We start from the raw sequence: 25,966 nt of genomic DNA, 5'->3' as shown, positions 1-25,966 counted from the left end.
CATCCCCCTTTTGACCCTGCTAATGTCCGCTTCATGAGCATCGCTCCTCACCGCCCGCCGATGACCGTGGACCGGGACGTGGCCCACCACACCGAGCTGGACGCCCGCCTGGTGGAGGCCGTGGGGGGCCTGCGGCTGCTGGGCCTGACCAGCTGGCCGGCCGCCCTGCAGGCCCCGTTCCTGGCCAGCGTGGCGCGAGGCCAGCCGGTGCTGCCGGTGCTGGACTACCCGAAGCTCGATTTCGCCCGCACCCGCCGCGAACTGGCCGCGATCAGCGCCCAGTGCGATGTCGACCACCCCATCGGCCTGTACATCCGCCGCTCCGCCCACAGCTGGGACCTGGCCGCCGGCCTGCTCGAATCGCTTGGCACCGCTGCCGTGGACCGTTACTCGGTGGAGCTGTTCGGCTCGCCCGAACAGCCGCTGCCGGGCAACGGCCCCAGCACCCGCGAAGCGGCCCGCCACTTCATCCAGATCGCGCAGGAACTGGACCACGAGCTGCTTGCCCCGGAAGAGCAGGTGCCGGTCTCGGCCACCGCATTGCAGCTGCAGCTGCAGAGCGACCTGGATGCGTTCTTTGAATCGCGCATCATCAGCGTGCAGCTGGACCCGGAGTTGATCTCCAAGGCCGCTGCCGGCCCCACCCGCATCCGCCTGCGTACCAGTGCGCGCTTCAGTGCCTACGACCGCGCGCAGCTGTTCCACCATGAAGCGCTGGTGCACTCGCTCACCGCGCTCAACGGCCGCGAACAGCCGCACTTGCCCAGCCTGGCCTTGTCCTCGCCCCGGGTGACCGCCACCCAGGAAGGCTTGGCCACGTTCGCCGAACAGATCACCGGCAGCATCGACATCGAGCGGCTCAAGCGCATCAGCCTGCGCACCGAAGCGATCGCGATGGCACGCGAAGGCGCGGATTTCATCCAGGTGTTCCGCTACTTCTGCGATGCCGGGCAGAACAACGAGGAAAGCTTCGCCTCAGCCCAGCGCGTGTTCCGCGGCGTGCCCGCCACCGGCGGCGCAGCCTTCACCAAGGACACCGTGTACCTGCGTGGGCTGGTGTCGGTGCACACCTTCTTCCGCCACATGCTGGCCGAAGACCGCCTGCAGAACTGCCGCTGGTTGTTTGCCGGCAAGATGTCACTGACCGACGCGGTGGATTTCGCGCCGCTGTTTGAAGAAGGCATCCTGCGCCCACCGCGCTGGTTGCCGCATTGGGTCAGCCGCGCCAACGGGCTGGCCGGCATGCTGGCGTTTTCGCTGTTCGCCAACCGCATTCGCATGGATCAATTGGCAGCCGAGTAAGTATTGGAGCAACCGGCGGGTACCCACCGTTGGGGGGTACGCCGTTGACCGCACGCAATTCATGCGCCGTGTCGCACTTTCTATGCTCGCTCGCCTGAGCGTAAGAATCCTTTCATCTTCCGTCTCCATCATGGCCGCGCACCTGCACCACGCAGGCACCTCCATCATGTAACGGACCCTCATGCTCAACCGACCCCTGACGATCGCCGTGGCGATCGCGCTGTGCGCTGCCAATGTGCACGCCGCCGACGTGGACAGCTCCCTCGACGCCAGCGGCGCGCCCAGCGCCCGCACCTTGGACGCCGTATCGGTGATCGGCCAGGGCGAAACCCGCCAGGTGCAGCGCATTACGGCCGTGGACAAGCAGGTGCTGCCGCCCGGCACCAGCGCGCAGAAGATCCTCGACCGCCTGCCCGGCGTGTCGGTACAGTCCAACGACGCGTTCGGCGCCAACGAGGAATCGCAGACCATCAGCCTGCGCGGCTTCGACAAGAGCCGCCTGGGCTATACGCTTGATGGCATTCCGCTGGGCGACAACAGCTACGGCAACTACAACGGGTTGAGCATTGCGCGTGCACTGATCGCCGAGAACCTGGCCGGCGCCGAACTGTCGCAGGGCATCGGCTCGCTGGGCGTGGCCTCCGCCAGCAACCTTGGCGGCACCATCCAGTACTTCTCGCAGGACCCGTCCACCGAATTCGGCGGCCGTGCCAGCGTCACCGTCGGCGACGACAATCAGCGCCGTGGCTTCCTGCGCGTGGACACCGGCGACCTCAACGGCTTCTCGGCGTACGTTTCCGGCGTGCACCAGGACGCGGACATGTGGGCCGAACCGAACCAGAACCAGACCACCCGGCAGTTCAACGCCAAGGCGGTGTGGAACGTGGGCGACCACCGCTTCGGCGCATTCGCCGCCACCTCGCGCGTGAGCCAGGCCAACTACGCCTATCTGTCCAAAAGCATGCTCGAGCGTGGCCTGGGCTGGGACTGGAACATCTACGCCCCGGATTGGGATCGCGCCCTGGCCGCGGCCTACTGCGCGCCGGCCACCTACAACGCGCAGCGCTGTGCCTTCAGCGGTGGTGTCAACAGCATCGACGACGCGTACTACCAGAGCCGCGCGCTGCGCGATGACAACCTGTATTCGCTGGATGCCGATCTGGCACTGGGCGACAGCGCACGCCTGAAGCTGCTGGCCTACCACCACGAGAACCGCGGCCAGGGCCACTGGTGGGCACCGGGGCAGGCGTCCAATCCAGGTACGCCGCAGGCGCTGCCGATCTCCATCCGCAGCACCAACTACACCATCAATCGGCAGGGCATCACCGCTGCGCTGAGCTGGCAACTGGGCCTGCACGAGCTGGAAGCCGGCCTGTGGTACGAGCGCAATGACCACAACGTGGAGCGCAACTTCTACTACATCACCGGGCCGTTCCTCGATGATGGGTACCTCAATTACCCGAACCGCCGCCTGTTCGACCAGGACTATGACATCCGCACCCGCCAGTTCTATGTGCAGGACCGCATGCGCTTCCTGGACGATCGCCTGACCGTGGATGTGGGCATCAAGAGTCCCAATACCCGCATGACCGCCGTGTCCAAGCCGGGTACCGAGGCCAGCTATGCCTCCGGTACGCTGACCGCCAAGGAATCGGTGCTGCCGCAGGCCGGTATCGGCTTCAAGCTCAGCCCCAGCAACGAGGTTTTTGCCTCGTACTCGGAAAACATCGCTGCGTTCGTCGGCGGTGGCAGTGGTGGCCCGCTGCAGGTGTCGCCGGAATCGTTCGCGGCCAGCGTGGACGATCTGGAGCCGGAGAAGTCGCGTTCGTTCGAAGCGGGCTTCCGTACCTTCGGCGAGAAGTACCAGGCCTCGATCGCGGCCTACCACGTGATGTTCGACAACCGCCTGCTGTCGCTCAATCCCTGCACCAGCATTGAAGTGGGCACGCGGCCGGAGTGCATCACCCGTTTCATCAACGTCGGCTCGGTGAAGAGCCAGGGCGCGGAGCTGACCTTCATCCTCAAGCCGGTGGATGGGCTGCAGTGGTACAACGCAGTGTCGTGGAACAAGAGCACCTACGAGGATGATTACACCTCGGGCGGCGCGGTGGTGCCGGTGGCCGGCAAGATCACCGTGGATACGCCGCAGCGGATGGCTTCCAGCGAGATCAGCTGGAACCGGGATGGCTTCTTTGCCAGCCTGCGTGCCAAGTACACCGGCAAGCGGTATTACACCTACACGAACGACCAGTCGGTGCCGGGCGTGACCACGTTCGATGCGGGCATGGGGTATTCGTTCGGGCCGGGCCTGGGCCTGCGCGACGTCAAGGTCTCGCTCAACGCAACCAACCTGACCAACAAGCGGTACGCCGGGCAGCTGAGCTCATTCGCCCCGACCGACCCGACCGGTACGCGCTACGCGATCCATGCGAGCGCGCCGCGGCAGTTGTTCATGACCGTAAGCGCGGAATTCTGACGGTGGGACGCCGCCCGACCAACGGTCGGGCGCTACCGTCCAGGGCGACATCGATCCGGGATGCAGGGTAGGTGCCGACCGTTGGTCGGCACATTGCCCGTCATCCCGGCACTGCATCAGAACATATGCAACCCGCCGTTCACGGCGTAATCGGCGCCGGTGACATACGCCGCATCATCCGACGCCAGCCACGCACACAAGCTCGCCACCTCTTCGGGCTTGCCCAGCCGGCGGATCGGCACCGACCCGGCCAAGCGGTCCAGCACATCCGGCGGAAAGCTGCTGATCGACTGGCTGGCAATGTAGCCCGGCGAAATGGTGTTGACCGTCACCCCGCGCGTGGCCACTTCATTGGCCAGCGCCCGGCTGAAACCGTGCATCGCCGCCTTGGCGGTGGCGAAGTTCACCTGGCCGATCTGGCCCTTGTGTGCGCTGACCGAGCCGATGTTGATGATCCGGCCCCAGCCGCGGCCGGCCATGCCGTCGATCACCTGCTTGGTGATGTTGAACAGCGCATGCAGGTTCGAGCCCATCACCGCGTTCCAGTCGTCCTGGGTCATCTGCCGGAACAGCACATCGCGGCTGCCGCCGGCGTTGTTGACCAGTACGTCGATCTCGCCCACTTCGGCCTTGACCTTGGTGAAGGCCGCCACCGTGGATTGCCAGTCCGCCGCATTGCCTTCAGAGGCGATGAAATCAAAGCCAAGCTCACGCTGTTCGCGCAGCCAGCCGGCCTTGCGCGGCGAATTGGGTGCACAGCCGGCCACCACCGTGTGCCCGGTGCGAGCCAGCTTCTGGCAGATGGCGGTGCCCACGCTGCCCATGCCGCTGGTGACGTATGCGATACGAAGGGTCATCTCGGAATCTCCCGGGTCAAGCGGCAAGGGGATACAGCGCGAACAGCAGGCTGCCGGCCATCAGCACCAGCGACACCATCACCGCCCACTTCAGGGTGAACTTCTGGTGGTCGGCAAATTCCACCTTGGCCAGGCCCACCAGCAGGTAGGTCGACGGCACCAGCGGGCTGAGCAGGTGCACCGGCTGGCCGGCCAGCGAGGCGCGTGCCATTTCGACCGGGGTGATGCCGTAGTTGCCGGCCGCCTCGGACAGGATCGGCAGCACGCCGAAGTAGAAAGCGTCGTTGGACATGAAGAACGTGAACGGCATCGAGGCCAGCGCGGTGATCACCGCCAGGTAAGGGCCCCAGGCATCGGGAATGATGGCCAGGAAGCTGTGCGACATCGCCTCCACCATGCCGGTGTTGTTGAGGATGCCGGTGAAGATGCCCGCCGCGAAGATCAGCGACACCACCGACAGCACGTTGCCGGCATGGTTCACCACGCGGCGGCGCTGCTCGGCCAGGTTCGGGTAGTTGATGACCAGCGCGATCGCAAAGCCGACCATGAACAGCACCGGCATCGGCAGCACGCCCATCACCAGCGCCGTCATCAGCGCCAGGGTCAGGCCCAGGTTCACCCACAGCAGCTTCGGCCGCTTGGTGTCTTCGGCATCTTCCACGGTAGGCAGCGCGCCGTCATCGGAAACGCTGGCATCCATCCAGCTGCCCCCCTTGGGCAGCGTCACCACGCCCAACCGGCGGCGCTCCTTCAGGCCCAGGTACCAGGCCAGCAGCAGCACGGAGATGCAGGCCAGCACCATCGCCGGGATCAGCGGAATGAACACATCGGCCGGGTCCACGTGCAGCGCCGTGGCTGCACGCGCGGTCGGCCCGCCCCACGGGGTGAGGTTCATCACGCCACCCGCCAGGATGGTTACGCAGGTCATGTTCAACGCGCTCATGCCCAGCCGCTGGTACAGCGGCAGCATCGCCGACACCGTGATCATGTACGTGGTCGAGCCATCGCCATCCAGCGAGATCAGCATCGCCAATGCGGCCGTGCCCAGCACGATCTTCATCGGGTCGCCCTTGACCAGGCGCAGGATGATCCGCACCAGCGGGTCGAACAGGCCGGCATCGATCATCACCCCGAAGTACAGGATGGCGAACATCAACATCACGCCGGTGGGCGCGATCTTCTTGATGCCATCCAGCATCATCTGGTCGATATCCGCACCGAAGCCGCCCATCAGCGCGAACACGATGGGAATGGTGATCAGGGCGACCAGGGGCGACAGTCGTTTGCTCATGATCAAGTACATGAACGTAATGACCATGCCAAAACCGAGGATGCTCAGCATCATCTGCGGGTTTCCTTGCAAGGGGGTTAGAAATCGAACTGCAGGCGGCCGGTGACCGCGCGGGTGTGGTCCACGGTGGCCGCGGCGAGGTAATCGCGGTTGCGGCTGTCGATCAGGTTCAGCATGAAGCGCAGGTTCGGGCGCAGGTACCAGTTGCCGCCCAGGGTCCAGGCGTCGGTGCGCGCATCGATCAGGTCCGGCTGGCCGAAGAGGTGCTGCTCGCCACGCATCTGGTCGTACCGCAGCGCCAGCTCGAACGCACCGGCCTTGTGGCGGATGTCCTTGATGCGCGCGAAGCGCCCGGTCCTGCGGTCGTAGCCGCGCGATTCGCCGGTGACGAACCAGCTCAGCATCCCGTAGCCCGCCAGTACCATGCCGCGCTGGCTGCCGTCATCGAAGGTGGCGCCGCTGAACTCGCCCTGCCACGACAGCGGGCCGCGCACTTGTGCGTATTCCAGCGACCACTTGTTGACGTCGGTATCGCGCCCGGAAGAGAAGTCGATCAGGGTCAGCCGGCTGTTGTCGGACAGGTGCCCAGCCGGGCGCGGGCGGATGCGCAGCGCCGGCACGCCGTTGGCGCCCGGGGTGTCGTAGCGCTCATGCGCCAGCGACAGCCCCAGGTGCAGCACGTCGCCGGCAGTGGCGCCCGGTGCCCAGGTGGCGCGGCCGCCGGCTGCACGGCCCTTCACCTGCCACGCATCGATGCTCTCCAGGCTGTAGGCACTGGCCGCCCAGGTCATGTCGTTTCTGGCGGCCTGCCACGACGCGCCCAGCCGGTACAGCGGCGCCAGCGTGGTGCCCGCGTTGCCGCGCTCCAGGAAGCTGCCGTAGTTGGAGCCGGTGCGGTCATCCAGTGAGAAGAACTGCTTGAACTGGCCCACGCTGAGCTTGCCGCCGCTGAAATCACGGCTGACGTAGACATCCTTGGCTTCCACCTGGTCGCCGGAGAAGTCCGCTTCCAGCTTGTAGTCCACCACGAAGAACCTTCCGGACATGTCCAGCCAGGCACGGCGGATCTCGGTGTCGTCCTTGTTCGGGGTGCCGCGCGCATCGTTGTTGAAATCGGCGAAATCCAGGTGCAGGCGGCCGCCGAAGGTGGCGGTGACCGGTCGGTCCGCATCGACCTCATCGGCGGCCCAGAGCGGGGCGATGGGCAACAACAGGGCGCAGGCGGCCAGCCCGCGGCAACGCAGGAGATTGAAGTGCATGAACCCTCCCAGGTACATGGCGGTGGGCGGGCAGGGCGTGTGGGCCATGCCAGCCCGCAGGTTGTCGGGACGCGTCCGCACGGGGGTGCCTGGCGATGGCGCAGCCTAGTGCGGGGAAGCTGTCATCCACCTGTCGGCGCCTGCTGCAGCGCAGCGCAACCCACGGCACACCCCGCTCGCGCTAGGATTCCCGCACCCCCGCCTGTTTCCGCCCGATGCGCATCCTGCTGGTAGAAGACAACCCGGACCTGGCCGACGCCATCGTCCGCCGCATGCGCCGCAGTGGCCACGCGGTGGATTGGCAGAACGACGGCCTGGCCGCCGCCAGCGTGCTGCGCTACCAGAGCTTCGACCTGGTGGTGCTGGATATCGGCCTGCCCAAGCTCGATGGCCTGCGCGTGCTGGCGGGCATGCGCGAGCGTGGCGATGCCACCCCGGTGCTGATGCTTACCGCGCGCGATGGCATCGAAGACCGCGTGCAGGCGCTGGACGTGGGCGCGGACGATTACCTCGGCAAGCCGTTCGACTTCCGCGAATTCGAAGCGCGCTGCCGCGTGCTGCTGCGGCGCACGCGCGGGCAGGCCAGCGAAGTGGTGCAGATTGGCGGCTTCCAGTTCGACAACGCCTCGCACCGGGTCAGCCTGGATGGCCAGCCGATTGAGTTGCCCAACCGCGAGTACCGCCTGCTGGAAATCCTGATGGGCCGGCTGGGCCACGTGGTCGGCAAGGACGAGATCGGCAACGGGCTGTTCGGCTTCGACGACGAAGCTGGCCCGAATGCCATCGAACTGTATGTGGGCCGCCTGCGGAAGAAGCTGGCCGATGCGCCGCTGCGCATCGTCACCGTGCGCGGCAGTGGTTACCTGCTCGAAGCCATCGACGGCACGCCCGATGCCGAAGGCTGAAACCCGCGCGCCCAGCTCGCTGCGGCGCACGCTCACCCTGTACCTGGGCGTGCTGCTGGCGGTGTTCGCCGTGGCGTTGCTGTTTGCCGCGCGCGATTACGGCCAGCGTGCCGCCAACCGCTCCTACGATCACCTGCTGGTGTCGTCAGCCCTGTCCATCATCGACTCGGTGGCGCTGGTGGATGCACAGTGGCAGGTGGACCTGCCGTATGCCTCGTTGGATCTGTTGTCGATGGCGCCGGACGACCGCGTGTTCTACCGCGTGTTCGACGGCCAGAACCGCACCGTGACCGGCTACGCCGATCTCCCTCTGCCGCCACGCACGCCTTCGGACGAACCGCAGTTGTTTGATGCCCAGTACAGCGGTGAAACCGTGCGCTTCGTGGTGGTGTCGCGCCGCGTCTCTTCGCCGTCGGCGCAGGCCGAAGTGCGTGTACAGGTCGGCCAGACGCGACGCGCGCGCGAAGCGGTAGCGCAGGACATCGTCAACCGCGCGTTGCTCGCCATCGGCGTCCTTTCGCTGCTCTCGCTGGCGCTGGTTGCCTTCGGCGTGCACCGCGCCTTCCGCCCGCTGGTGAAGGTGGAGCGCGAACTGTCGCGGCGTGAGCCGTCCGACCTCAGCCCACTGGATGCCCGCGTGCCGCGCGAGATGGACCAGATGGTGGCGGCCTTGAACCGCTTCATGGCGCGCCTGTCCAGCAGCAATGAAACCCTGCGCGCCTTCATGGCCGAAGCCGCCCACCAGATGCGCACCCCGCTGGCCGCCCTGCGTGCGCAGGCACAGCTGGCGCTGGACGACGACGACCCCGAAGACATGCGCCGCAGCCTGGCCGCCATCGACCGCAACGCTACCCACATGAGCCGCCTGCTCAACCAGCTGCTCAGCGATGCGAGCGTGATCCACCGGTCCAACCTGCAGCGCTTCGCCCCGGTGGACATGGTGGAAACCGTGCACCAGGCGCTGCACGAAGCGCTGCCGCAGGCCTTGCCTGCACCACGCGTGCAGCTGGCCGTGGGCGTGGCGTCCTCGCGCGTGCAGGGCGACGCACTGCTGCTGCGCGAAGCAATCAAGAACCTCATCGACAACGCCATCAAATACGGCGGCGACGGCCCGTTGCAGGTCGCGCTCACCGAAGAGGGCAAGTACAGCGTGATCACCATCGCCGACCATGGCCCCGGCATCCCGCCGGGCGATGCCGAGCGCGTGTTCGAGCGCTTCGCGCGTGGCGAAGATGCCGCACCGGGCGGGGCAGGGCTGGGCCTGGCCATCGTCAAGCGCGTGGTGGACAGCCACGGCGGCCAGATCGACCTGAGCAACCGGCCAACCGGCGGGCTGGTGGCCACCATCCGTTTGCCGAGGCTGCACGCATGATGCGCACCGTGTTCCTGTTGTTGCTGCTGGCGGTAGGGCCGGCGTTCGCCGCACCTGGCGATGTGCAGCGCTTTCCGGCCAAGGGCACCGCCACGGCAGAGCTGCGCATCCACGGCTCCACCGACATCGAAGTGTTCGCCACCGTCATCACCGATTACCAGCGCCTGCACCCGGGCACCGAGATCGTCTACGAAGACGTGATCACCCAGGACATGTACGCCCAGTACCTGCGCCAGCGCCACAGCCCCACCGGTCCGGACATGCTGATCAGCAGCGGCATGGACCTGCAGGCCAAGCTGGTCAACGACGGCCACGCCTTGCCACACCGCTCGCCGCAGACCGACGCACTGCCCGCGTGGGCGCAATGGCGGCATGAAGCATTCGGCATCAGCTACGAACCGGTGGCGATGGTCTACAACACCCGCACCCTGCCAGCCGCCCGCGTCCCGAAAACCCGCCGCCAGCTGCTCGAACTGCTGCGCGCCCCGGATGCGCCGTTGGCCGGCAAGGTAGGCACCTATGACGTGGAACGCAGCAGCGTCGGCTACCTGCTCGCCACCCAGGATGGCCAGCGCGGCAGCATGGCCGGCGCGCTGCTCGGCGCGCTGGGCGACAACCAGGTGCAGCTCGAAGAACGCACCGGCGTACTGCTGGACCGCGTAAGCAGCGGCCAGCTCTCGCTGGTCTACAACGTACTCGGCTCCTACGCCCAGGCCCGCATCGACGCCGGCGCTCCACTCGGCATCGTCGAGCCCGAGGACTACACCCTCGTCGTCCTGCGCACCGCCGTCATCCCGCGCACGGCCCAGAACGCAGCAGAAGCCCGTCGCTTCCTCGACTACCTGCTATCCCCCCGCGGCCAGCAGGTGCTCTCCCGCGAAGCGCGCCTGATGTCGATCGTCCCCACCCAGCGCGGCCGCGCCCCCGGCCGCAGCTACCGCCCGATCCTGCTGGGCCCGGGCCTGCTGGTCTACCTGGATGCCCTGAAACGCCGCCAGTTCCTCGACGCCTGGAAGGGCAGTACCCAGCCGCGCTGAAGGGAACCACGTGGGGCTCACCGGTTGCGCTCCCTTCCGCGCGGACACGCATGGCGTGCCCCTACCGCTGGGTGGCAACCCCGCCCATGCGTGTCCGCTCTTCGCGGGATCCAGAGATCCCCCCTACAATCTCCCCATGAGCGAAACCACCATCCTCGTAGCCGACGACCACCCGCTACTCCGCGCCGCCGTCGTCCACTCCCTGCGCCAGGCTCTTCCGGCCGTTCAGGTCATCGAGGTGGCCAGCGCCCAAGCCCTTGAGGCCGCCCTCAACCAGCACCCGGAAATCGAACTGGTCCTCTTGGACCTGACGATGCCCGGCGCCAGAGGCTTCTCCTCACTCCTGCACGTACGCGGCTCCCACCCGGACATCCCGGTGGTCATCGTCTCCTCCAACGACCACCCACGTGTCATCCGCCGCGCCCAGCAGTTCGGCGCCGCCGGCTTCATCCCCAAATCCGCCCCGGCCGAAACCATCGGCCAGGCCGTAGCAGCAGTACTCGACGGCGGCCTCTGGTTCCCGGCGATGGCAGCAGAGCGCAGCGAATCCGACGCATTGCTCGCAGCCCGCCTGGCCCAGCTGACCCCCCAGCAATTCCGCGTGCTCCTGTGCCTCGCCGATGGCCTGCTCAACAAGCAGATCGCCTACGAATTGGGGCTTGCTGAGAACACCGTAAAAGTCCACGTAACCGCCATCCTGAAAAAGCTCGAATGTGTCAGCCGCACCCAGGCAGCGGTACTGGTAAAGGCCCTCGAACCAGAAGGCGACGCAGGCGCAGACCTCACCTAGGCCCGGCGTGTGTGGCAACGCGGTGCAAACCATGCGTTGCCCCCACCCGGTAGGGTCGCATCCCAATCGACCGCCGACGTTGTTCGGCAGCGCGATTTCGGCATGACCCGAACCGAAGGCGGCCTTTCTCTGGGAGCCTAACGCGCATCAACGGCACCAGCGCCGCTCCCGGTTCCAGCCGAGCCGATTGACGCGTCAGGCTAGTTCTACGTGCAACGTAGGGAGCGCCCGATGGTGAAGAGAGAGTTCTGTACGCAGAATGCCTGTGCGGATCGGTCGCCTCTCGTCTCGAAACCACCCAACTCAAACGCAAAAAACCCGCCAGCGGCGGGTTCCTGAAAAAAGACTGGCCCCGCGAGCGGGGCCAGTACGTACCTAGTGTCATCACCAGTAATGGTGGCTGGGAGAGGACGTGTTCCTAGGGCTGCAAGCGAAGGCTAGCAGAGCTTCCCGTTGAACAAAAGTGAACTGCAACATCGAATGGCGCCAGATGGAGCGGAACTTGGGACTTCAGGCGGGTCATAGGATTGATCTGCTCGTCGAGCGTCATGAAAATCCTCTGGATATTGTCGGGAACAATGCGGACCGAATCCTTTCCTGTAATCACGGAGCCTGGTAGCTGCTACATAAAGGGGGTTGGCCACGTCACGCCCTTGTATGCAACATTGTGATCGAAAGCTGAAGGCGGTACTCGCCTCGATTCATTAAAACGTGCGGCTCTTTCGTTCTAAGGCGCACGTCATGATCCCATCTCAGCCTTCTCAGTCGACGAACACCAGTGCTGCCGGAGCGCTGCGCTTGGCAGCAGCGTCGACAACTGCTGCCGACAGTGCGGGTTCGCACACTGCGGCGGGCATTGTCGCAGGGAGGATAGTCTCGGTAGAGAATGCTCCGCATTCGGCGACATCACTTGTTGCTGCCCCAGCGCAACAGGCGAAAGCGTTGCCCGACTCGCTGCCCTCCTCTGCTGCGCCTGGGTGTGGCGTAGGCGATCAAGCTCTCGCTGAGGGCTTCCAGCCAAAGCGAACGCTCTTCGATGTAATGAAACCGCTGATTGAGGACAACGAGAAGATCATTCTTGGACGAACGGTCAATGACTTTGCATTGGTGGGCGAGTCCATGCGCACCAACGTTTGCCAGGTGAGTCGCCGCGTAAATTCCTTTGAATTTACGCCTCTGCATCTCGTAATCATGAGGACGGTGGAGGATGTTGGCTTCTGCTCGGACCGGGTAAAGGAACTGATTGAACTAGGCGCCGATGTGAATCTGATGTCAACCTACGACTGGAGTTCAATTGGTGGTCATAAGCGAATTCCACCTCTGAAATTGGCCGAAAAGCTGCTCGCTAAGCTCGAACGTGATGAGGACGCCGAGTCATGGGTGATCGACGACATGAAAGACGTGATCGAGCACTTGAAGAGGGCTGGTGCCACAACTGAGGGTGCCGCGCTAAGAACGTGTGACTCTGATGACGAAGGTAAATCCGACTGGGACTCTGAAGTGGATGAAGTTCCCGGACGGGATGGCTCGGACTGGTAGTTCCGATGCGCTTGGGTGGCCGTTGGTACGACCCGGACGACCATCCCTGCATCATTCGCCATCGGCTTACGGCTGATTCGTAAGTAGATTGCCGGAATGGTTGGCATCTTTCACCGGGGAGTTCGCTTGAAGGGGCATCGAGAGCAGCAACGTATCTGCATGCATATGGGGCTAATTGCGACGCGTAGTAGTGTGCGCCTATTGATACTCAAATATCATTCAAAACAAGCGATTTAACTTTGCGCGCTGCATGGTGCATGGTGTTGCCTCGGAGCTTGAAATCTCCTCGAGTACAACGATTGTGGACGTCCTATGTCGGGAGGGTGGCGAAATACAACACCCTCGCGGGAATACGTCATGCCGTGTGTACTCGAGCGGTTTCAACCTCCCGACTCCCTCGCCATTCCGGCGAGGGAGACTTCCTTGGAGGTGGCAAATGCGTCGTTCAAGTTCGAATCTGCATTCCAACGAACAGCCCCAAACCCGCATCGGCATGCATGTGCCGGAGAGTCTGCGTGTCGGGTCATTCTCACATCCTGGTGGTCATGCGCTCCCTGACGGTGGTCGCATTCCCTGCCTGGTACTGCGCGGCATGTGGATGGAGCGGTTTGAGCTACCGGTAGGCAGTCGCGTCATGGTTGAAGTGGAGCACAAGCGCATCACGCTGACGTTGGATGAGACGCCGATTCCGGTGCCGTATCGGTATCTGGACCATGCCCCGAAGAAGAGCCGACGGGTGGCCGATACGACAACCGAAAAGGCGTCGGAGTAACGGGATTGGTCCCGTATCGCGGGGTGCCCGGTAGGGGCGCATCCCGATCGACCGCCGACGCCGTTCGAACGTTCGGTAACGGCATGACCGTCGGCGAAGAAGCGCATTCCGTTCGGAGGTCATGCGTTCGTCGCACGTAGCAGCGTTACGTGCAGTCGACCGGGGTCCGACCCTACCGAAGCAGCCGGCGGATTCCGGTAGGGTCGCATCCCGATCGACCGCCGACCTCGTTCGAACGTTCGGTAATGGCATGACCATCAACGAAGAGCAGCATTTCGCGCCGGTTGAGTTGCACACCGGTTTACGCCCGGTGTCGCACCAGCAGCTGCGTCATCAGCGCCCGCAAGGCCGGCGGGCGAACCGGCTTGGACAGGAAGCCCCAGCCGTTCTCCGCCGCCTGCGCCTTCAACGCATCATCGCGTTCAGCAGTAACCAGAATCACCGGTGGCCGTGCCCGCCACAGCTCGCACAGCTGCTCGTACAGGTCCGGCCCATGCCACTGGCCCATGCGTACGTCCAGCAGCACCAACTGCGGCACGTTCAATGCAGAGGCAATCTCCAGCGCGGCATGCGGGCCATCGGCCAGCTCCACCCGGCAGCCCCAGCGTTCCAGCAGGGCGCGGGTAGCCGCACACACACGCGGGTCATCATCAATGCTCCACACCCGGCACTGCCGCAGCGGGCTGTCATCACCCGAATCCGACGACACCGCCGGGGCAGGGGCGGGAACCGGTATCGCATCGGCGCTGCCCAGCGGCACGGTCACGGCAAACACGCTGCCGCTGCCCAACGTGGAGCGCAGGTTGATGCGGTGCCCCAGCAGCCGCCCGATGCGCTCCACGATCGCCAAGCCCAGCCCGGCCCCGCGCTCCTGGTCCACGCCATCATCCAGCCGCCGGAATTCCTCGAAGATCTCGCCCTGCAGGCTCTCCGGAATACCGGGGCCCTGGTCATGCACCTCAATGCGCAGCTGGTCGCCCGCCCGGCGGCACCCGATCAGCACCCGCCCACGTGGCGTATAGCGCAGTGCATTGGAGAGGAAATTCTGCAGGATCCGACGCAGCAGCGCCTCATCGCTTACTACCACCGCACGGGTATCCACCCAGTCCAGCCGCAGCCCACGCGCCTTGGCGGCAATGCCAAACTCGCGCGCCAGTGTTTCCAGCAACGGCGACAGCGCGAACGCACGCACATGGGTTTGCAGCGTGCCCGATTCCAGTCGCGAGATATCCAGCAGGCTGTTGAGGATGGAATCCTGCGCGGCCAGTGCTGCATCCACATGCTCGCTCAGCTCGCGCGCATCGCCACTCAGCTTGCCGCGCAGCACGGATACGAACATGCGCGCCGCATTGAGCGGCTGCAGCAGGTCATGCACGGCCGAGGCCACGAAGCGGGTCTTGTAGCGATTGGCGCGCTCAGCCTCACGCCGCGCTTCGTCCAGGTCGCGGGTACGCTCGGCCACGCGGTGTTCCAGCGCATCGGCCAGCGAGCGCAGCTCACGCGCGGTGTTCTTGTAGGCGGTGATATCGGCGTAGCTGGTGACGAAGCCGCCATCGGGCAGCGGGTTGCCACGAATCTCCAGCACCGTGCCGTCGTCCTTCTCGCTCTCGCGCATGTGCGGCCGGCCGCTGCGCAGGTGGTTCAGACGGCGCTCGATGGCCTCATCAATCGGTCCCGGGCCGAGCAGGCCACGGCGGGCGTTGTAGCGGAACGCCTCGGCAATGGGCACACCCACCCGAATAAGGTCCGGCGGGAACCGGAACAGTTCCAGGTAGCGCGCATTCCACGCCACCAGCCGCTGCTCGCTGTCGATCACCACCACGCCCTGCGGCAGGTGCGCCAGGCTGCGGCTGAGCCCGCTGTCAGCCTGCTGGGCGGCCTGCAGCACACCGTCCTGCGCGGTACGCAGTTCCTGTGCGTGCTGCTGCAGCACCGCTTCCAGTTCCAGCCGGCTGCGCTGCCGGTGCGAGGCCAGCCGCCGGCGCTGCTGGACGAACAAGGTCAGGAAGCACAGCGCCAGCCAGATGCCGCCAGCGGCCAGCGCGGTACTGCGGCCCACGGCGGCGCTGGCGCCGGCATCGTGCAGCAGGTGCAGCTTCCACTGCGGGTCATCCAGCACGTAGGTCTGCCACAGCAACGGGCGCGGCAGCGAGGGCTGCTCCAGCCGCACCATGCGCCCGCCATCGGCCAGCACATCGAGCGTGCGCGCCTGCAGCGGTTGCAGTGAACGGTCGGCGTACTGGCGCGTGGCCAGCATCTCGTTGCGCTCGGCCGGGGAGAGCGGGCGCAGCAGGCGGTAGCGCCATGCATCGCCGTTGGCCAGGAACACCACGTCATGCGCATCGCTGGCCATCACGATGTCGGTGCTCTGCAGCCATTCCTGCTCCAGCGCCCGCAGCTCGATCTTGATGGCGATGACGCCCAGCACATCGCCCTCGTGGTCGAGGATCGCCTGCGACAGGAAGTAACCCGGCACCGCCGTGGTCATGCCGATGCCGTAGAAGCGCCCGGTGCCCTTGGCCATGGCCTGCTGGAAGTAGGGCCGGTAGCTGTAGTCCTCACCCACATTCGTGGTGGGCTGGTCCCAGTTGCTGGCGGCCACCGCCACGCCATGGCGGTCGATCAGGGTCAAGGTGGAGGCGCGCGTGACGTTGTTGGCCTGCTGCAGCTTCAGGTTGAGCCGGTGACGCTCGGCGTCATCCAGCGGGTCGCTCACCGCCTGCAGCAGTTCCGGGTCCAGCGCCAGCAGCTGGGGCAGGGTGCGGAAGCGATCGATGCGCTGCTGAAGGGTCTGCGCGTACAGGTCCAGCTGGCGGCGCACCTGGGTGCTTTCGGCCGCGAGGGCGCGCTGCTGGGCATAGCGGCCGGCAACCAGGCCAGCCAGGAGCGTGCCGCCCACCATGACCAGCAGGGTCAACAGGAACGGGCGGTAGCGGGAGACGCGGTACATGGCGTCAGTTTACGGCGTGCCGGCGGGTGCGCGTTGCACGCACCCGCCGTTGAACATCAGAAGTGAACCTGCGCGCGCAGCTCGAAGATTTCCGGCTTGGTCCGCACGCCACGGCGGCTGGCATCAGCCCACACGTAGTTCGCCTGGAACTTGAAGTGGCTGGTCAGGTACCAGTTCGCACCCACGGTCCAGTCGTGCTGGCGGCCACCGAACACGTCGGCGTCGTCCAGATCGATGCGGCTGTAACGGGCCAGCAGTTCCACCGCGCCGTAATCGTGCGCCGGCTTCACGTTGGCCACGGCGCCCGCGCTGTACGGACGCGATTCGCCGGTGACGATCCAGCTGCCCATCACGTACTGGCCATCACCGGTGTAATCCGGCTTGCCATCCCGGGTGACGGTGGTGCGCAGCGCTTCGGCCTGCACCGAGAACGGGCCATGGATGTAGATGCCCTCCAGGCCGGTGCGGCGGATCTGGTCGGCGGTGACCAGCGAGCCCGAATCCACCAGGCGGATGTCGGTCAGGCCGGCTTCCGGGCGCGCACGCAGGCGGGCGCTGGCATTGAAGTGCACATCGCGGCCGTCGCGGTAACCGCGCGGGTTTTCCTGCGAATAGGCCAGGCCCAGGTGGATCACATCGCCCGGTGCCTTCACCGGGGTCCACACGCCGCGCACGGCCTGGGTGGTGCCGGGGTTGTCACCCTGCAGGTCCTTGCCGCCATAAGCGCCCACCTGCATCAGGTACTGCGGGCGCTCCAGCACCCACTCGGCACCAGTGCGGCGGCCGGCGTAGAAGGCCTGCACGGGCAGGGCGGTTTCCACGAAGCTGCCGGCGCGCGAGGAGGTGTTGGAATCCAGGCCGACCGGGGTCTTCATGTAGCCGAAGCGGAAGCGGCCGATGTCCTTGCCGAACACGGCCTTGCTCTCGAAGCGGAAGAACACGTCCAGCCATGTGTCGGCCTGGAAGTCGTAGTACACCATCGCGTCGTACACGCCCTTCTTCTTAAGGGTCGCGCCGAACTCCTTGCGGCGTACCGCATCGTCATCTTCGAACGCGTCGGCGCCGGAGAAGTCGTTGAGGTCGTAGGCGATGTTGGCAGTGGCGGCCAGTTCGGTGCCGTCGCTGAAGGACACCTTGGTCGGCCAGTTGTCCCAGTCCGCGGCGGACGCGGCGAGGGGGGCGGACAGGGCGGTGAGGGCGATAAACAGGGGGGTCAGGCGCATGGATATGGTCTGGCTTCTAAAAAGTGGGGCAGAACAACAACGGCCGCGAGCGGGAAAACTGTTGGGCCACAAGGCCCGGAACGACACGGCCACCCGCCGCCGTGGGGGCGCGGTGCCCGTGCAGTGTAGGCACTGGGCTTGGCTGAACAGGGGGGCTAGTACCAATAGGTTATCTGCGTGGCGATGCAGCGGGCGTAAAAAGACCACGCCCGATGCCGCCGCCTGCGGCCGGCATCCCCGTGACACTGCCGGAGTTTCCCATGCACGTTCCCACCGCTGCCCCGCTTGCAGCCAAGCCCTTGCCGTTCTACCGCCAGCTGTATTTCCAGGTGGTGGTGGCGATCGTGCTGGGCGCCATCCTTGGCCATTACGAGCCGGCGTTCGCCGAATCGCTCAAGCCGCTGGGTGATGGCTTCATCAAGCTGGTGAAGATGATCATCGCCCCGGTGATCTTCCTGACCATCGTCACCGGCATCGCCGGCATGACCCACCTGCGCACCGTAGGCCGGGTCTTCGCCAAGTCGATGGCCTACTTCCTGTTCTTCTCCACCCTGGCGCTGATCGTGGGCATGGTGGTGGCGCACGTGGTGCAGCCCGGCGCCGGCATGAACATCAACCCGGCCGATCTGGACCAGACGGCGGTGCACAGCTACGTGGAAAAATCCCACGAGCTGACCCTCACCGGCTTCGTCATGGACATCATCCCGTCCACGCTGGTGAGCGCGTTCGTGGATGGCAACATCCTGCAGGTGCTGTTCGTGGCGGTGCTGTTCGGCATTTCGCTGGCCCTGGTGGGCGAGCGCGGTCGTCCGGTGCTGACCTTCCTGGAGGCGCTGACCGCCCCGGTGTTCCGCCTGGTCCACATCCTGATGAAGGCCGCGCCGATCGGTGCGTTTGGTGCCATCGCCTTCACCATCGGCAAGTACGGGGTGGGCTCGCTGATCAACCTGGCCTGGCTGGTGGGCTCGTTCTACCTCACCGCGTTCCTGTTCGTGGCGGTCATCCTGGGCGTGGTCTGCCGCCTGTGCGGGTTCTCGGTGTTCAAGCTGGCCCGCTACCTGAAGGCCGAACTGCTGCTGGTGCTGGGCACCTCGTCCTCGGAATCGGCGCTGCCGTCGCTGATGGAAAAGATGGAAAAGGCCGGCTGCAGCAAGTCGGTGGTGGGCCTGGTGGTCCCCACGGGCTACTCGTTCAACCTGGACGGCACCAACATCTACATGACCCTGGCCGCGCTGTTTATCGCCCAGGCCACCAACACCGAACTGACCCTGGGCCACCAGATCGCGCTGCTGCTGGTGGCGATGCTCAGCTCCAAGGGCGCCGCTGGCGTGACCGGGGCGGGCTTCATCACCTTGGCGGCCACCCTGGCGGTGGTGCCGGAAGTGCCGGTGGCCGGCATGGCGCTGATCCTGGGCGTGGACCGCTTCATGAGCGAATGCCGCTCGCTGACCAACTTCATCGGCAATGCGGTGGCCACGGTGGTGGTGTCGCGCTGGGAAGGCGCGCTGGACCGCAACCGCCTGGCGCTGGCCCTGGATGGCCGCGAGGCCGAGCTGCCGCCGCTGGCCACCGACGACCTGCCGTCGCCGCTGACCGCCCCGGCGCGCTGAACACGCCCCTCCCCCTGATGTGTGTGCAGCAGGTCCGTGCCGTCCCCCCTTGGGCGGCACGGCCTGCTTTTTCATAGGGGTTTCCGGTGATGTAAGTTGTCATCGGAGCCCGTCAGGCTGGCGTGGCATACGCCGGCGCACGGCCTGCCTGATGTGCGGTCGCAGCATGATCGCGACAGCGTAGCGACAGGTCCAACACCGCCAACGGGGGTATGATCCCCTGTTCCTCTCGCCCATTCATCTGCAGAAAGCGATGTCCAACGAAGATTTCAAACAGGCCGCCCTCGACTATCACCGCATGTCGCCGCCGGGCAAGATCAAGGTCACGGCGACCAAGCCGATGCTGACCCAGCGCGACCTGTCGTTGGCCTATTCGCCGGGCGTGGCCCACGCCTGCGAAGCCATCCTGGCCGATCCGCAGCAGGCCAGTGAGCTCACCGCCCGTGGCAACCTGGTGGCCGTGATCTCCAACGGCACCGCCGTGCTGGGCCTGGGCAACATCGGCCCGCTGGCCGGCAAGCCGGTGATGGAAGGCAAGGGCGTGCTGTTCCAGAAGTTTGCCGGTATCGATGTGTTCGACATCGAAATCAATGAAAACGACCCGGACAAGCTGGTCGACATCATCGCCTCGCTGGAGCCGACCTTCGGCGGCATCAACCTGGAAGACATCAAGGCGCCGGAGTGCTTCATCGTGGAGCGCAAGCTGCGCGAGCGGATGAACATCCCGGTGTTCCATGACGACCAGCACGGCACGGCGATCATCGTCGGTGCGGCGGTGCTCAATGCCATGGTGGTCACCGGCAAGAAGATCGAGGAAGTGAAGCTCGCCACCACCGGCATGGGCGCCGCCGGTGTGTCGTGCGTGAACATGCTGGTCTCGCTGGGTCTGAAGCCGGAAAACATCCTGGCGTTCGACCGCGAAGGTGTGATCCACACCGGCCGTGCCGACCTGGACCCGGAAAAGAAGCGCTATGCCCGTGATACGGACAAGCGCACGCTGGCCGAGATCGTCGATGGCGCCGATATCTTCCTGGGCCTGTCGGCCCCGGGCATCCTCACCGCGGACATGGTCAAGACCATGGCCAAGGACCCTGTGATCTTCGCGCTGGCCAACCCCACCCCGGAAATCATGCCGGAAGTGGCGCGCGCAGTGCGCCCGGATGCGCTGATCGGCACCGGCCGTTCGGACTACCCGAACCAGATCAACAACGTGCTCTGCTTCCCGTACCTGTTCCGCGGTGCGCTGGACGTGGGCGCCACGGCGATCAACGAAGAAATGAAGATCGCCTGCGTGCACGCGATCGCCGCGATGGCGCGCCGCGAAGCCAGCGACCTGGGTTCGGCCTATGGCGATGACACCCCGAGCTTCGGCCGCGACTACCTGATTCCGCGCCCGTTCGACCGCCGCCTGCTGGTGGAGCTGTCGGCCGCCGTGGCGCAGGCCGCGATGGATTCGGGCGTGGCCACGCGCCCGGTGGCCGACATGGGTGCCTACCGCGAGAAGCTGGCCCAGTTCGTCTACCGCACCAGCCTGATGATGAAGCCGGTGTACGACCGTGCGCGCGCTGACAAACAGCGCGTGGTGTATGCCGAAGGCGAAGAGGAAGTGGTGCTGCGCGCAGTGCAGAACGTGGTGGATGAAGGCCTGGCCTTCCCGATCCTGATCGGCCGCCCGGACGTGATCGAATCGCGCATCGAGCGCATGGGTCTGCGCATGAAGGCCGGCGTTGATTTCGACGTCACCAACATCAACGACGACCCGCGCTTCAACGATTACTGGCAGTACTACCACAACCTCACCGGCCGTCGCGGCGTGACGGTGGCGGCGGCCAAGAACCTGATGCGCTCGCGTCCGACCTTGATCGCGGCGGTGATGGTGGCACGCGGCGAAGCCGATGCGCTGCTCACCGGCGTGGTGGGCCGCTTCCACAAGAAACTGGGCTACGTGCGTAGCGTCCTGCCGCTGGAATCGAAGGTCACCTCGACCTCGGCCATGACCGGTGTGATCAACCAGCAGGGCGTGTTCTTCTTCGTGGACACGCACGTGAAGGAAGACCCCACGGCCGAGCAGATCTGCGAAGCCACGCTGCAGGCGGCCTACCGCATGAAGCTGTTCGGGATCGAGCCGAAGGTGGCGCTGCTGTCGCACTCCAACTTCGGCAGCCACGATTCCAAGGACGCGCTGAAGATGCGCACCGTTCGCGAGCTGCTGCTCAAGCGCAACCCGCGTCTGAACGTGGACGGTGAAATGCAGGGCGATACCGCGTGGGATGAAGCGCTGCGCCAGAAGCTGCTGCCCGACAGCACGCTGAAGGGCCGCGCCAACCTGTTCGTGCTGCCGAACCTGGAAGCGGCCAACATCGCCTACAACCTGGTGCGCGTGTTCACCGACGGCGTGGCGATCGGTCCGATCCTGATGGGCGTGGCCAGGCCGGCGCACATCCTGACCACCAGCGCGACCTCGCGCCGCGTGCTCAACATGACCGCCATTGCCGCGGTGGATGCGCAGATCCGCAAGCAATTGGAGGCTGAAAAGGCCTGAGGCCTTTTCAGCCCAACGCACGCAGTGCGTTGGTTTCGCGCAGCGAAACGGGTAGCCCCGGCCGTTGGCCGGATGCTCCAAAAGGAAGGGATCGGTGCACCGCACCGATCCCTTTTGCTTTTGAGGTTCCCGTGGGCCGGCCAACGGCCGGCGCTACCGGACACTTTCCCGCAGTCCCACGGTCACTCCCGTGCAACCTCCAACGGGCCAAATACCCCCACGCGGCCCGGCCGTGGCGGTGGTCCGCTGGACCCCGCCACCCTGGGCCCGACCACTTCCCCCTCTGGAACGTCGCCATGCGCACTCGTCCTGCAAAGCGGTACTTCAAGCAGTTGTTCGCGTTGTATGCGGGTCTTGTAAGCGGCAGGTAAACCGAAAAGGGGGCGCATCGCGCCCCCTTTTCTTCACGGCGCGGCCGGCGCCAGCAGCTCCACTTCCGCCAGCTGCATCCGCCCCGGCCCTTCAATCCGCAACCGGTACTCGGCATAACGGCCCGGCTTGGCGATCCGGAACGGGCGGGTCTGCTGCTGCCACTCGAACGTTTCACCGCTGCGCTGGTCCAGCGTGACCCAGCTGCCGCCGGTCGTGCGCGCTTCCAGGGTCCACTTGCCACCTCGGATCGGCGCATTGCCGCTGGTCAGGGTGTACATCGACGGCGTGCCGTCAGACACCCCGGTGAACACCACGCTGCCCTTGCCGCCGAACGGCACCACGGTGCCGGCGTCATCATCGGTCAGCGCCGCCAGCACCTTCCCATCGTCCAGCTGCGCACGCGCGCCGCTGCCCAGCAGGTCATGCAGAATCGCCGGGCGTTCACCGCGCGCGGTCAACGAGCGCGGCGCATCGTCCGGCCCGGTGCCCCACCTGGACGGCGCCGGACCCATCTCGAAGTCCAGCGTGGCGCCCTTGGCGATCACCTCATGCGGCACCCAGGTCCTGGTCCACGGCTGGCCGTTGATCTTCAGCGACTGCACGTAGATGTTGCGGTCCGAGTTTTCCGGGGCATTCACGCTCAGCACCGCGCCGCCCTGCAGTTCCACCTTGGCATGCCTGAAGGCGGGCGAGCCGATCGCATATTCCGGCGAACCCATGCGCAGCGGGTACAAGCCCAGCGAGGCCAGCACATACCACGCCGAGGTTTCGCCGTTGTCTTCATCGCCCGGGTAGCCCTGGCCGATCTCGCTGCCCACGTACAGTCGCGACAGGATCTCGCGCACGTGCTGCTGGGTCTTCCACGGCTGCCCGGCGTACAGGTACATCCACGGAATGTGGTGCGAGGGCTGGTTGCTGTGCGCGTACATGCCCATGCGCACATCGCGCGCTTCGGTCATTTCATGGATGGTGCCGCCGTAGGAACCGGAGAATTTCGGGTCGGCGGTTTCCGGGGTGCTGAAGAACGTATCCAGTTTTTCAGCCAGCTTTTCGCGGCCACCGTACAGGCCGGCCAGGCCTTCGCCGTCGTGCGCGGCGGTGAAGGCGAACGTCCAGCCGTTGGATTCGGTGTAATCGTGGCCCCACACGCGCGCATCGTAGTCCTTCGCAGCCACGCGCCAGCTGCCATCGTCCTTGCGGCCCTGGAAGAAGCCGACGGCCGGGTCGAACACGGTGGCGTAGGTGCCGGCGCGGGCGCGGAAATACGCCGCTTCGGTGCTGTAGCGCTCGCGTGCGGCCGGGCTGCCGGCGGTTTTCGCCAGCGCGGTGGCCATGTTGGCGATGCCGAAATCGTTGAGCGCGCCTTCCATCGTCCACGACATGCCTTCGTGCACGTCGGCGCTGGCGTAGCCACGGAAGGTGGATTTATCCATGCCCTTGCGGCCGACATGGCGGTCCGGCGGCACCACGGTGGCGTTCTTCAAGGCGGCCTGGTAGGCCTCATCCGGATCGAAGCCCTTGATGCCCTTGAGGTAGGCATCGGCGAAGGCCACGTCCGAACTGGTGCCCACCATGAGGTCGGCATAGCCCGGCGAGGACCAGCGCGCCACCCAGCCACCGGCGCGGTACTGCTCCAGGAAGCCCTGCACCAGCTGCCCGGCATCGTCCGGGGTGAACAGCGCATACGCCGGCCAGGTGGTGCGGAAGGTGTCCCAGAAGCCGTTGTTGACGTACACCTTGCCATCGCGGATCGGCGCGAAGCTGCGCACTGCGCTGCCATCGGTGTTGTCGTCGGCCGCGCTGGCCTGGCTGGCGTAACGCCAGTCCGGGGCGGCAGCGGTACCGGCATTCTCAAACCCGGAATTCGGGTACAGGTACAGGCGGTACAGGCTGGAATACAGCGTGGTCTTCTGGTCGTCGCTGGCCTGGCCGATGTCGAAGCGGGCCAGGCGCTGGTCCCAGGCGTCCTGTGCGCGGGCGGCGACGGTGGCCAGGGTGTCATCACTGGCCAGTTCCAGCGCCAGGTTGTGGCGGGCCTGCTCGACCGAGATCAGCGAGGTGGCGATGCGCATGGTCACGCGGCGGTCGCTGCCCGGGTCGAACTTGATGTACCCGGTGGGCCGGCCGCTGGCGATGGTGCCGCTGCTGCGCCACGGCCGGTCGAAGCTGGCCACCACGTACATGCGGGTGGCGCCGTTGGAGAGCCCGCTGCGCGTATCGGTGTAGCCGGACAGCGTCTGCGTGGCCGCATCCAACGTGAGCCCGCCACGCGCGTCGACATTGTCGAACAGCAGGTTGGCATCGCCGTCCTTGGGGAAATCGAACTGGAACAGCGCGGCATGGTCGGTCGGGGCGATGGCGGCGGCAATGCCGTTGTCGAAGCGCACCGCATAGCGGTACGGGCGCGCGCTTTCGTTATCTCGCGAGAACGACAACGCACGCTTGGCGCGGTCCGCTTCCGGCACGCCACGGGTGGCCGACGGCATCACCTGGAAGGTCTGGCGGTCGCCCATCCACGGGCTGGGCTGGTGGCTCAGGGCCAGTGCCTGCAGCTGCGGGCGGTTGGCCGCGTTGTTCTGTTCGTTCCAGCGATACAGCCAGTTCAGCGCGCCGGCATCGGTCACCGGGGTCCAGAAGTTGAACCCGTGCGGCACCGCCGTGGCGGGGAAGTTGTTGCCGCGCGAGAAGGTGCCGTTGGCCTGGGTGCCGCGGGTGGTGAGCACCCAGTCGGACGGACGGGCCGGGGCGGTGCGCGGCTGGCTGTCCAGGCGTACATCGTCGATCCAGCCGGACACCGGCGCGTTGGCGGCGCTGCCCAGATCCAGTTCGAGGGCGACCACGCGACGGCCACGCAGTGCTTCCACATCGCCCAGGCGCACCGACTTGTGCGCCCACTGCTGCGGGTAGAGGGTCTTGGAATCCCCTTGGGCCTTGGCGCCGAGCGAAATGCCGTGCAGGTCGCGCGCGGCGCTGGCCGAGACCCGGCTGCCATCGTCCAGCACCAGATCCAGCGAAACGTAGGTGGAGGCCACCGTGTCCTCGCCCACGATCTCCGGCAGCACCAGCCAGGACAGCGTGGTGTCGGCGTCGATGGTTACATCGGTGGTGAACAGCGTAGTGGTGGCGGTACCGCCGGCACTGGCGTAGTGCAGGGCACGCAGGCCGCTGTAGCCCACCCCGGGCTTGGCCGCATACGGCGCCTCCGGGCCCTTGCCGATTTTCACCTGCACGCCGCCCTTGCTTGCCTGCGGGGCAGGTTCGCCGGGCTCGAAGGAGGTCTGCAGGCCCTGCGCGAAGACGGGCAGGGCAACCGGCGCGCAGGCCAGGGCGAGGGCCAGCGGAAGCAGGGCGCGGCGGGCAGGGCGGGGGTGCGGCAGGGTCATGCAGGGATCTCCCGGGTGGGACAGGCGGCAGGCGGAGCCCGCATCGGCGACCTCGGCAGACAGCATCACGCCGGCCGCCTGGAAAGGCAGTCGAAGCGATGCAGGTCCGGCGGGGGACGGGCCATGCGATCGGGTGTTTGATCGGAACGCACCCGATCCTGCAACACCCGGAGCGGGCTTGGCAAGTGAAATTAGTTCGATCTAAACCCGGAAAAATCGCATATCGGCGTTTTGCCGGCGGTGTCCCGCACGGAACCGGCCGCGCCGCGCCCGGCGCCTCGGGTGC

Annotated in this window: 16 protein-coding genes; 10 read left to right on the top strand and 6 right to left on the bottom strand. The window is 66.0% G+C overall.

All coding sequences use genetic code 11. From position 1 onward, the window contains the following. Positions 1-60 precede the first annotated feature (60 nt). A complete protein-coding gene (locus V9K91_RS01505) occupies positions 61-1,302 on the top strand; it encodes a flavohemoglobin expression-modulating QEGLA motif protein (protein WP_068853965.1) in 1,242 nt (413 codons plus the stop codon). A 181-nt stretch (positions 1,303-1,483) separates the two neighbouring features. Then, on the top strand, positions 1,484-3,778 hold the full coding sequence (locus tag V9K91_RS01500) for a TonB-dependent receptor (protein WP_336442583.1): 2,295 nt from the start codon (positions 1,484-1,486) through the stop codon (positions 3,776-3,778). Positions 3,779-3,894: 116 nt separating this feature from the next. On the opposite strand, the gene phbB is transcribed toward V9K91_RS01500, so the two are convergent. From phbB to V9K91_RS01485, 3 genes are read right to left on the bottom strand one after another with little or no spacing between them, the layout of a single operon-like run. After that, positions 3,895-4,635, bottom strand: coding sequence for an acetoacetyl-CoA reductase (gene phbB, locus V9K91_RS01495; protein ID WP_068853963.1), 741 nt, complete (start codon positions 4,633-4,635; stop codon positions 3,895-3,897). 16 nt (positions 4,636-4,651) lie between these two features. Beyond that, positions 4,652-5,977: a CitMHS family transporter gene (locus V9K91_RS01490; RefSeq protein WP_068854779.1), complete on the bottom strand. Its 1,326-nt coding sequence runs from the start codon at positions 5,975-5,977 to the stop codon at positions 4,652-4,654. Positions 5,978-6,003: 26 nt separating this feature from the next. Next, a complete protein-coding gene (locus V9K91_RS01485) occupies positions 6,004-7,185 on the bottom strand; it encodes a porin (RefSeq protein ID WP_336442582.1) in 1,182 nt (393 codons plus the stop codon). 215 nt (positions 7,186-7,400) lie between these two features. Here V9K91_RS01485 and V9K91_RS01480 point away from each other — a divergent pair, with 215 nt between their 5' ends. The 6 genes from V9K91_RS01480 (at position 7,401) to V9K91_RS01455 (ending at position 13,600) form a co-directional block, all read left to right on the top strand. After that, positions 7,401-8,090 (top strand): response regulator transcription factor, encoded by a 690-nt coding sequence (locus tag V9K91_RS01480; RefSeq protein WP_068853962.1) that lies wholly within the window; start codon positions 7,401-7,403, stop codon positions 8,088-8,090. Beyond that, positions 8,077-9,462: a sensor histidine kinase gene (locus V9K91_RS01475; RefSeq protein WP_210131023.1), complete on the top strand. Its 1,386-nt coding sequence runs from the start codon at positions 8,077-8,079 to the stop codon at positions 9,460-9,462. The genes V9K91_RS01480 and V9K91_RS01475 overlap by 14 nt, the downstream gene beginning before the upstream one ends. Then, entirely contained in the window at positions 9,459-10,499 is a 1,041-nt protein-coding gene (locus tag V9K91_RS01470) for an ABC transporter substrate-binding protein (RefSeq protein ID WP_336442581.1), read from the top strand. The genes V9K91_RS01475 and V9K91_RS01470 overlap by 4 nt, the downstream gene beginning before the upstream one ends. A gap of 136 nt (positions 10,500-10,635) precedes the next feature. After that, positions 10,636-11,289 carry a response regulator transcription factor gene (locus V9K91_RS01465; protein WP_093533592.1) on the top strand — a complete coding sequence of 218 codons (654 nt, stop codon included), beginning with the start codon at positions 10,636-10,638 and terminating at the stop codon, positions 11,287-11,289. 741 nt (positions 11,290-12,030) lie between these two features. After that, positions 12,031-12,828 (top strand): hypothetical protein, encoded by a 798-nt coding sequence (locus tag V9K91_RS01460; protein WP_141236194.1) that lies wholly within the window; start codon positions 12,031-12,033, stop codon positions 12,826-12,828. A 436-nt stretch (positions 12,829-13,264) separates the two neighbouring features. After that, the gene (locus tag V9K91_RS01455) at positions 13,265-13,600 is read left to right on the top strand and encodes a type I toxin-antitoxin system SymE family toxin (RefSeq protein ID WP_141236193.1); all 336 of its coding nucleotides are present in this window, start codon (positions 13,265-13,267) and stop codon (positions 13,598-13,600) included. Between the two features lie 301 nt (positions 13,601-13,901). Here V9K91_RS01455 and V9K91_RS01450 read toward each other — a convergent pair whose 3' ends face one another. Further along, positions 13,902-16,550, bottom strand: coding sequence for a PAS-domain containing protein (locus tag V9K91_RS01450; protein WP_336442580.1), 2,649 nt, complete (start codon positions 16,548-16,550; stop codon positions 13,902-13,904). Between the two features lie 56 nt (positions 16,551-16,606). Next, entirely contained in the window at positions 16,607-17,773 is a 1,167-nt protein-coding gene (locus tag V9K91_RS01445; protein ID WP_068853954.1) for a porin, read from the bottom strand. A 260-nt stretch (positions 17,774-18,033) separates the two neighbouring features. Between V9K91_RS01445 and V9K91_RS01440 the strand changes: the two genes are divergently transcribed. Together V9K91_RS01440 and V9K91_RS01435 are read left to right on the top strand one after the other, a co-directional pair. Then, on the top strand, positions 18,034-19,383 hold the full coding sequence (locus V9K91_RS01440) for a dicarboxylate/amino acid:cation symporter (RefSeq protein WP_095363097.1): 1,350 nt from the start codon (positions 18,034-18,036) through the stop codon (positions 19,381-19,383). 253 nt (positions 19,384-19,636) lie between these two features. Continuing rightward, positions 19,637-21,925, top strand: a complete 2,289-nt coding sequence (locus tag V9K91_RS01435) for an NADP-dependent malic enzyme (RefSeq protein WP_336442579.1) — start codon at positions 19,637-19,639, stop codon at positions 21,923-21,925. A gap of 404 nt (positions 21,926-22,329) precedes the next feature. Here the strand turns inward: V9K91_RS01435 and V9K91_RS01430 are convergent, their stop codons facing one another. After that, on the bottom strand, positions 22,330-25,680 hold the full coding sequence (locus V9K91_RS01430) for a GH92 family glycosyl hydrolase (protein WP_336442578.1): 3,351 nt from the start codon (positions 25,678-25,680) through the stop codon (positions 22,330-22,332). Between the last annotated feature and the right edge of the window lie 286 nt (positions 25,681-25,966).

Origin of the sequence: Stenotrophomonas sp. CCNWLW57 (genome assembly GCF_037203925.1) — a bacterium.
Lineage (GTDB): Bacteria > Pseudomonadota > Gammaproteobacteria > Xanthomonadales > Xanthomonadaceae > Stenotrophomonas > Stenotrophomonas rhizophila_A.
Note: the sequence above shows the minus strand (reverse complement) of the source record. Positions and strands in the feature narration are given on the sequence as shown.